Genomic DNA, 8,345 nt, shown 5'->3' on the forward strand with positions numbered 1-8,345 from the left:
CATGGCGGGGCAGGGGCGCGCCGGTCAATCAGCCGGCGCCCGCCGGCAAGCGGACGCTGAAGCGCTGGCCGCACGGAACGGGCCGGGCTGATCGGGCAAGCGGATATGGCGGGAAAAAATTGGTGGAGCCTAGCGGGATCGAACCGCTGACCTCTTGCATGCCATGCAAGCGCTCTCCCAGCTGAGCTAAGGCCCCATTATTTGGGTCTTTGGAGGACAATTGCCTTCCAAATCGAGGCGGAACCTATTGGATGATCCCGGCCCTTGCAAGTGCCTAAATGACACTTTTTGATTCAACCGGCCGGGTGACCCAGCCGGTTGAAAAATCACATGAAATCAGGGCTCGTCGTCGGTATTGACGTCAAAGCCGAGCGCGTCGTCTTCGTCTTCGTCTTCTTCGAGGAAGGTGTCGGCGTCATCTTCGCCCAGTTCTTCATCGACTTCGACGTCGTCGGTCTCGGGAATGTCATCGCCCGATTCTTCGGCGTCGGCTTCCTCGAGCGAAACGATCTCGGGCGCGGCGACGTCTTCAATCTCGTCATCGAGCTCGTCGTCAATCGGCTTGACGGGCTTGGGCTTGGCGGGCGCCGCCTTGGGCGTCACCGCAGCCTGCTCGAAAAAGGCGCGCGGATAGCTCTTGCCGGTATAGGGCGAGACAACCGGATCGAGGTTGAGATCGTAGAACTTTTTACCCGTATCAGGGTCGGTCCGCTTGGTGCCGCGGTCGGAACTGGCCATCGATGTTCCTCGTGGATGGGGTTTGGTGGGCGGTTTCGCCCCGTGTTTGGTCAGTCCGGTTATGAGCAAAGCAGGCCCCTGTCAAACCGAAAATGTGGAGAGCAGCTTCCCGGACCGACGGGGTGATGGCAATCACGGGGCTGACCGTGTTAAGTCCGGGCGCGTCATGACCGATTTGCCAGCCAGTTCCGCCCCGCTCACCGCCCACGGTGCCGATCCGCTCAGCGGCCGCTTTGCGACGCCCGGCGACCCCGCCATCTCGCTGCGCGCCGTGCTGCTGGCGGCGCTGACCGTGGGCACCAGCAGCTTCACCAGATTGCGCCTGTCCGCCGATGTGCAGCGCTGTATTGCCGGGCTGCGCCAGCTGGGCGTCAGCATCGAGACCAGCGGGCCGCAGACGCAGGTGACCGGGCTGGGCGTAGCCGGGCTGCTCAAGCCCGAGGCGCCGCTGCAGGCGGGGCCATCGGCCACCAGCCTGGCCATGCTGCTGGGGCTGCTGGCGCCCTATGGCTTTGCCACCGCATTGCGCGCCGAGCCGGCCGTGAGCAAGGGCATCGACCCTGAACTGCTTGAGGGCCTGACCGCCATCGGCGCGCGTCTCGAGCGGCGGGGCAAGAGCGGCTTGACCCTGCATGGCGCCTGCCTGCCCTTGCCGCTGCAGCTCAATCTGGTGACCCCCGCCGAAGCCACCAAGACCGCGCTGCTGCTGGCCGGGCTGCAACTGGCCGGCGACAGCCAGCTGCACCAGGCCATGGTCACGCGCGACCATACCGAAAAGCTGCTGGCCGCGTTTGGCGCCAATATCACGGTGACGCCCGATGCCGATGACGGCGGGGGCGTGACGATTCGGCTGGCCGGCCTGCCAGAGCTGACACCTCAGGCCATCAGCGTGCCGGGCGATCCCTCGGCGGCGGCCTTCGCGATTGTGGCGGCGCTGATCATCAAGGGATCGGACGTGGTGGTGGAAAACGTGCTGATCAATCCGCTGCGCACCGGGCTGATCGACACGCTGCTGGAAATGGGTGGCAATATCCAGTTTCTCAACCAGCGCGAGACCGCCGGCGAGTACATCGCCGATCTGCGGGTGCGCTCCAGCTGGCTCAAGGGGGTGCGGGTGGACCCGCGTCACCTCGAGAGCATGCGCGACGATATGGCGATGCTGGCGGTGGCCGCCGCCTTTGCCGAAGGCGAGACGGTGATCCACACCGGCGCTGCCGCGCCCAGTGGCGACCCCTGGGAGCGGCTGGCGGCGGGGCTGCGGGCCAACAAGGTCAAACTGCGCCAGGAGCCCGGGAGCCTCACCATTGCCGGCGACGGCAAGGTGGCCGGTGGCGGCAAGGTCGACTGCCAGGACGATCCGGTCATGGCGATGAGTTTTGCCGTGCTGGGCCTGGCCAGCCGCCATAAGGTGACAATCGAGAACGTGGGCCCAATGGCGGACAGCTTCCCCGATTTCGTGGCCGCCATGACCGCCCTGGGCGGCCGATTTCCCCCAAGCAAGGGACGCTGAGCGATGATTATTGCCGTGGACGGACCGGCCGCATCAGGCAAGGGCACGCTGGCCGCAGGGCTGGCGCAACACTATCAATTGCCGCATCTGGACACCGGGCTGCTGTATCGCGCGGTGGGCTGGGCCCTGCGGGACGAGCCCGACGGCCCGGACTTCGAGGCCAGGGCGATCGCGGCGGCGCAAAGCCTCGACGCGGCCCATCTGGGCAATCTGGAGGCGCTGACCAGCGCCAATACCGGGATCTTGGCGTCACGCGTCGCGGTGATTGGCGAGGTTCGCGTGGCGATGCGCCAATATCAGCGCGAATTTGCCCGCCAGCCGGGCGGGGCGGTGCTGGACGGGCGCGATATCGGCACGGTGATCTGCCCGGACGCCGATGCCAAGCTGTTCATTGTTGCCGACAGCAAGGTGCGCATGGAGCGGCGGGCGCGGCAGCTCGAACAGCGCGGCCTGCCGGTTGACCGCTACGCGCTCTATCACCAGATCGAAGAGCGCGACGCGCGCGACATGGCCAATCCCCATGGCGGCTTTTACAAAGCTGACGACGCGCACTTGCTCGATACGACGCTTCTCGATATAGAGGCATCACTCCGCGCAGCCATCGCGATTGTCGATGGGACCATGGCGCGCAAGGCAGGGCTGTAAAGCTCAAATCCAACCTTGTGCGAACCGGCCCCGGCCATCAGCCTCAGCGAAGCAAGCGGACCGATATCAGATTCATCGCCATTCCCGAATGGCCCCGTGTGCCGGCTGCTGAGCAAGGTTCAGCAGGCGGGTTCCATTTCTGGCGATGCTCACCCCCAACCACCGGCACAACGGAGAAGATATTTGGCACAGCAAACTGTGACGAAAGAAGATTTTGAATCGCTGTTGATGGATTCGTTCGTTGATAACGAGCCGCTAGAAGGTTCGGTTGTCAAAGGCACCGTCGTCGCGATCGAAAAGGACCTGGCGATCATCGACGTCGGTCTGAAGACCGAAGGCCGCATTCCGCTCAAGGAATTCGGCGCTGCCGGCCGTGACGGCCTGATCGTTGTTGGCTCGATCGTCGAGGTCTATGTTGACCGCGTCGAAAACGCTGCCGGCGAAGCCGTTCTGAGCCGCGAGAAGGCCCGTCGTGAAGAGAGCTGGGTCAAGCTCGAAGTCATGTACAACAACAATGAGCGCGTTGAAGGCACCATCTTCAACCAGGTCAAGGGCGGTTTCACCGTCGACCTCGAAGGCGCCGTTGCCTTCCTGCCGCGTTCGCAGGTCGATATTCGCCCGATCCGCGATATCGCGCCGCTGATGAACGTGCCGCAGCCGTTCCAGATTCTGAAGATGGACAAGCGTCGCGGCAATATCGTCGTCTCGCGTCGTGCCATTCTCGAAGAGTCGCGCGCCGAACAGCGTTCCGAAATCGTGCAGCAGCTCGAAGAGGGCCAGGTTGTCGACGGCGTGGTCAAGAACATCACCGATTACGGTGCCTTTGTTGATCTCGGCGGCATTGACGGCCTGCTTCACGTCACCGACATCGCATGGCGTCGGGTGAACCATCCTTCCGAAGTGCTCACGATCGGCGAGACCATCAAGGTCCAGATCGTCCGCATCAACCACGAGAGCCATCGTATCTCGCTGGGCATGAAGCAGCTGCAGGCTGATCCATGGGAAGGCATCGAAGCCAAGTATCCGATCGAAGCCAAGTTCACCGGCCGCGTCACCAATATCACCGACTACGGTGCCTTTGTTGAGCTGGAGCCAGGCATTGAAGGCCTGATCCACGTGTCCGAGATGAGCTGGACCAAGAAGAACGTCCACCCCGGCAAGATCGTTTCGACCTCCCAGGAAGTCGAAGTTGTCGTGCTCGAGGTCGATCCGGACAAGCGTCGCATTTCGCTTGGTCTCAAGCAGACCCTGGCCAATCCGTGGGAAAGCTTCGCCGAGAAGTTCCCCGTGGGCGCTGTCATCGAAGGCGAAGTCAAGAACAAGACCGTATTCGGCCTGTTCATTGGCCTCGACGGCGATGTCGACGGCATGGTCCACCTGTCCGATCTCGATTGGCAGAAGTCGGGCGAAATCGCTCTGGAAGACTACAACCGCGGTGACATGGTTTCGGCCAAGGTCCTCGATGTTGACGTCGAGAAGGAACGCATCAGCCTGGGCATCAAGCAGCTGTCGACCGGCGAAGTCGCCGACACTGCCGGCACCGAAGGCGGCATCCGCAAGGGTTCGATCGTCACCGGTACCGTCACCGAGGTCAACGATGGCGGCATCGAAGTCCGTCTCGCCGACAGCGAAATGACTGCCTTCATCCGCCGTGCCGACCTCAGCCGCGATCGCAACGATCAGCGTCCTGAGCGTTTCAGCAAGGGCGAAAAGGTTGACGCCCGCGTCACCCAGTATGATCGCAAGACCCAGCGCATCCAGCTCTCGATCAAGGCGCTCGAAATCGCCGAAGAAAAAGAAGCTGTTGCCAATTACGGTTCGTCCGCTTCGGGCGCATCGCTGGGCGACATCCTGGGCGCTGCCCTCAAGGATCGCGAAAAGGAATAGGTTTTGTAAGCTGCACAAGCTTACCTGCAAAACCTTGGGCCCGCGCTTCACAGCGCGGGCCTTTTGCTTTCTAACAATCCCATGAGCAACACGATCCATTGGCGCCCGCTGACGCCGTCTGACCTGCCAGCAGTTGAAGCCATCGCCGCGATCGTGCATCCGGGCTTTCCCGAGGATGCGGCCGTGTTTGCCGAACGGCAGAGCCTTTATCCGGACGGCACGCGGCTGCTCGAGCTGGATGGCGTTCCGGCGGGTTATGTGCTGAGCCATCCCTGGCACTTCAAGCAATTGCCGGCGCTCAATGCGCTGCTGGGCGCGGTGCCCGAGCCCGCCGACACCTATTACATTCATGATCTGGCGCTGCTCAACAAGGCGCGCGGCACCGGGGCGGCGGCCAGGATTGTCGGCGAGATCCAGCGCCATGCGCGCGGGCACGGCTTTGCCAATATGAGCCTGGTGGCGGTCAATGACTCGCTGCCGTTCTGGCACAAGCATGGCTTTCGCGCGCTGAGCCCTTCTGTGCTATCACCGGAGCTGCTGGCCAAGCTGGCCAGCTATGAGGCGGCGGCCCGCTTCATGGTCAAGACATTCTGACGCGTCTCGCGGTCTTGCCAAAGCCCGACAGTCGCCGTACCGGACGGCAATGCCCAAGAGCGAGGCCTCGATGACTGACCCAAATCCAGCTGCCCCAGCCAGCGATCCGCATGGCGTGATCGCTGCCGAGACCTTCCGCAAGTCGCGCGGCCTGTGGCGGATACTGGCGTTCATGGCCCTGGCCATTGCCGTCATTGTCGGGGTGGGGCGCTTTGCCCTGCCCGAAGCGGGCAGCGGCGATTACGTGGCGCGGCTGGTCGTGGATGGCGCCATTGCCTCCGATCCAGACCGGCTGGCCGCCATGACGGCGCTGGCAGAGGACGATGCGGTCAAGGCGGTGATCATTGCGATCAACTCGCCGGGCGGCACCACGGCGGGCGGCGAGGAATTGTACGAGGCGCTGGGGCAGTTGCGCGCCGCCAAACCGACAGTGGCGGTGATCAAGGAACTGGGGGCCTCGGCCGCCTATATGACGGCAATCGGCACGGACCGCATCTTTGCGCGTCGGCTTTCGATCGTGGGCTCGATCGGCGTGCTGTATCAGCACGTCAATGCCGGCAAGCTGCTCGACACGATCGGGGTGGATCTGGACAAGGTCGCCTCGGGCCCGCTCAAGGCCGAGCCGGACGTCAACGAGCCGCTGAGCGGAGCGCCGCGCGCCTCGATTGCGGCACTGGTCGATGACAGCTTTCAGTGGTTCGTCGACATTGTCGCCGAACGCCGCGGCCTGAGCCGGAGCCAGACCCTGGCGCTGGCCGACGGGCGCATCGTGACGGGCCGGATTGGCCTCGAAAGCGGGCTGATCGATGAAATCGGCGGCGAGCTTGAAGCCATGGCGTGGCTCGAAGCGAGCCATGATGTGGCCGCCGATCTGGATATCAGGACCATCTGGCCCCGGCCAGACCAGGGATTTGACCTGATCGGCACCTTTTTGAACGGCCAGGCCCGCAGCATGCTCGGATTGCCGCAGGGCCCTATCACGCTTGACGGGCTGGTCTCGCTTTGGCAGGTTGGGGCCGCCTCATAAATCTGTTGGGGCGGCAGCCTGCCAAGTGGAGCCTGGGATGATCAAGTCGGAACTTGTCGAGAAGCTTGCGGCGGAAAATCCTCATCTGTTCCAGCGCGATATCGAGAACATCGTCAATGCGATCCTCGATGAGATCGGCGAGGCTCTGGCGCGCGGTGATCGCGTCGAACTGCGCGGCTTTGGCGCCTTCTCGGTGAAGAACCGGCCGGCCCGGATCGGGCGCAATCCGCGTACCGGCGAGCAGGTGGATGTGGGCGAGAAATATGTGCCGCAGTTCAAGGCTGGCAAGGAAATTCGCGAGCGGCTCAACCGTTCGTAACGGGGCCAGGGCTCCATAGGCACGCAAGGCAATGGTCAATAAAATCGTCGGTTGGTTGATACTGGTGCCGATCTGCCTGGGCCTGGTGGTGTTCGCCCTGGCGAACCGGCACTTCGTGGTGGTCAATTTCAATCCTTTCGCTCCCGGTGACGGCGCCGCCATGCCCGGTTATGGCGTGCCGATGTTTGTGGTGCTCTATATGGTGCTGCTGGTGGGCGTGCTGGCCGGTGGCATTGCCACCTGGTTTGCGCAAAGCCACCATCGCCGCGGCGAAAAACACTGGCGCCGCGAGGCCCAAACCCTTACTGGCGAGCTGGAAACCCTGCGCAAGACCCCGCGCAGCCCGTCCAGCGGCGCTGCCGATGTCGACGATCTTTTGGAGCTGCGCTGAGCACCCCTATGGCCGACCCCCTGATCATCAAGATTTGCGGCATCAAGACCCCTGACGTTCTGGAGACGGCAATCGCAGCCGGCACCGATATGGTGGGCTTCCTGCATTTCCCGCGCTCGCCGCGCCATGCCAGCGTCGATACCATTGCCGATTTGATTTCCCAGGCGCGCGGACGGGTGCAGACCTGCGTGGTGCTGGTCAATCCGGACAATAGCACGGTGGCCGAATTTGCCGCGCTGGGCCCGGACTGGATCCAGTTGCATGGCCCCGAAACCCCGCATCGGGTGGAGGCCATCCGCGCCGAGGCGGGCGTTGAAATCATCAAGGCGCTGCCGATCGGCTCGGCTGAAGATGTCGGCCATGTCAGCGATTTCCATGAGGTGGCCGACCGGCTGCTGCTCGACGCCAAGCCGCCCAAGGGGGCCGACCGCCCCGGCGGCCTGGGCGATACCTTCGACTGGGCCCTGCTCAAGGCGCTTGACCCGTCCATCCCCTTCATGCTTTCGGGGGGGCTGACGCCAGAGACTGTCGCTGACGCCGTCAGGACCGTGCGCCCCTTCGGGCTGGACGTGTCATCGGGGGTCGAGAGCGCACCCGGGGTCAAGGATAAACGGCTGATCGAAGCGTTCATCCAAAACGCCCGCGCCGCCGTATAAGTCTTTCTTCTCCCTCCCCCCTGCGGGGAGGGTGGCCCCGACGGGGTCGGATGGGGTATTCCGTCATCCGGCTCGCTTGGCCCACCCCCACCCTTGGCGCTGCGCGCCGTCCCGCCCCACAAGGGGGAGGGAGACGCAGGCGCCGGAGCATTTTGAGGCTGACGTGGACACCACCGGAAAAAACTCCCTGCGCAATGGTCCGGACGACCAGGGGCGCTTCGGCATCTTTGGCGGCCGCTTTGTCGCCGAAACCCTGATGCCGCTGATCCTGGATCTCGAAGCCCATTATCGGGCGGCGCAGAACGATCCGGCGTTCAAGGCCGAGCTGGACAATCTCTCCACCCACTATGCCGGGCGCCCGAGCCCGCTCTATTATGCCGAGCGGCTGACCCAGCATCTGGGCGGGGCCAAGGTGTGGTTCAAGCGCGAAGAGCTCAACCATACCGGCAGCCACAAAATCAATAATTGCCTGGGCCAGATCCTCTTGGCCCGGCGCATGGGCAAGACCCGGGTAATCGCGGAAACCGGCGCCGGCCAGCATGGCGTGGCCACGGCCACCGTCTGCGCCAAGTTCGATC

The 8,345-nt window shown here is 63.7% G+C and carries 10 protein-coding genes and 1 tRNA gene; 9 read left to right on the forward strand and 2 right to left on the reverse strand.

What is annotated here, in order from left to right; all coding sequences use genetic code 11:
- Positions 1-120 precede the first annotated feature (120 nt).
- Both Q8O80_RS03040 and Q8O80_RS03045 read right to left on the reverse strand, forming a co-directional pair.
- Positions 121-196, reverse strand: a tRNA-Ala gene (locus Q8O80_RS03040).
- Positions 197-336: 140 nt separating this feature from the next.
- A complete protein-coding gene (locus Q8O80_RS03045) occupies positions 337-738 on the reverse strand; it encodes a TIGR02300 family protein (protein ID WP_305576790.1) in 402 nt (133 codons plus the stop codon).
- A gap of 166 nt (positions 739-904) precedes the next feature.
- Between Q8O80_RS03045 and Q8O80_RS03050 the strand changes: the two genes are divergently transcribed.
- From Q8O80_RS03050 to Q8O80_RS03090, 9 genes are all read left to right on the forward strand, one after another.
- Positions 905-2,248 carry a 3-phosphoshikimate 1-carboxyvinyltransferase gene (locus Q8O80_RS03050; RefSeq protein WP_305576792.1) on the forward strand — a complete coding sequence of 448 codons (1,344 nt, stop codon included), beginning with the start codon at positions 905-907 and terminating at the stop codon, positions 2,246-2,248.
- Between the two features lie 3 nt (positions 2,249-2,251).
- Positions 2,252-2,893: a d(CMP) kinase gene (locus Q8O80_RS03055; protein WP_305576794.1), complete on the forward strand. Its 642-nt coding sequence runs from the start codon at positions 2,252-2,254 to the stop codon at positions 2,891-2,893.
- Positions 2,894-3,076: 183 nt separating this feature from the next.
- A complete protein-coding gene (gene rpsA, locus Q8O80_RS03060; RefSeq protein ID WP_305576796.1) occupies positions 3,077-4,780 on the forward strand; it encodes a 30S ribosomal protein S1 in 1,704 nt (567 codons plus the stop codon).
- 81 nt (positions 4,781-4,861) lie between these two features.
- Entirely contained in the window at positions 4,862-5,374 is a 513-nt protein-coding gene (locus tag Q8O80_RS03065; protein WP_305576798.1) for a GNAT family N-acetyltransferase, read from the forward strand.
- A gap of 70 nt (positions 5,375-5,444) precedes the next feature.
- Entirely contained in the window at positions 5,445-6,401 is a 957-nt protein-coding gene (gene sppA / locus Q8O80_RS03070; RefSeq protein WP_305576800.1) for a signal peptide peptidase SppA, read from the forward strand.
- 37 nt (positions 6,402-6,438) lie between these two features.
- The gene (locus Q8O80_RS03075; RefSeq protein ID WP_305576802.1) at positions 6,439-6,720 is read left to right on the forward strand and encodes an integration host factor subunit beta; all 282 of its coding nucleotides are present in this window, start codon (positions 6,439-6,441) and stop codon (positions 6,718-6,720) included.
- A 31-nt stretch (positions 6,721-6,751) separates the two neighbouring features.
- Entirely contained in the window at positions 6,752-7,111 is a 360-nt protein-coding gene (locus Q8O80_RS03080) for a LapA family protein (RefSeq protein ID WP_305576804.1), read from the forward strand.
- 8 nt (positions 7,112-7,119) lie between these two features.
- Positions 7,120-7,767, forward strand: a complete 648-nt coding sequence (locus tag Q8O80_RS03085) for a phosphoribosylanthranilate isomerase (RefSeq protein ID WP_305576806.1) — start codon at positions 7,120-7,122, stop codon at positions 7,765-7,767.
- 163 nt (positions 7,768-7,930) lie between these two features.
- Positions 7,931-8,345 (forward strand): pyridoxal-phosphate dependent enzyme (locus Q8O80_RS03090; RefSeq protein WP_305576808.1); only part of this gene is annotated, 415 nt, incomplete at its 3' end.

The sequence above is a fragment of the Devosia sp. genome, assembly GCF_030689745.1.
Taxonomy (GTDB): domain Bacteria; phylum Pseudomonadota; class Alphaproteobacteria; order Rhizobiales; family Devosiaceae; genus Devosia; species Devosia alba.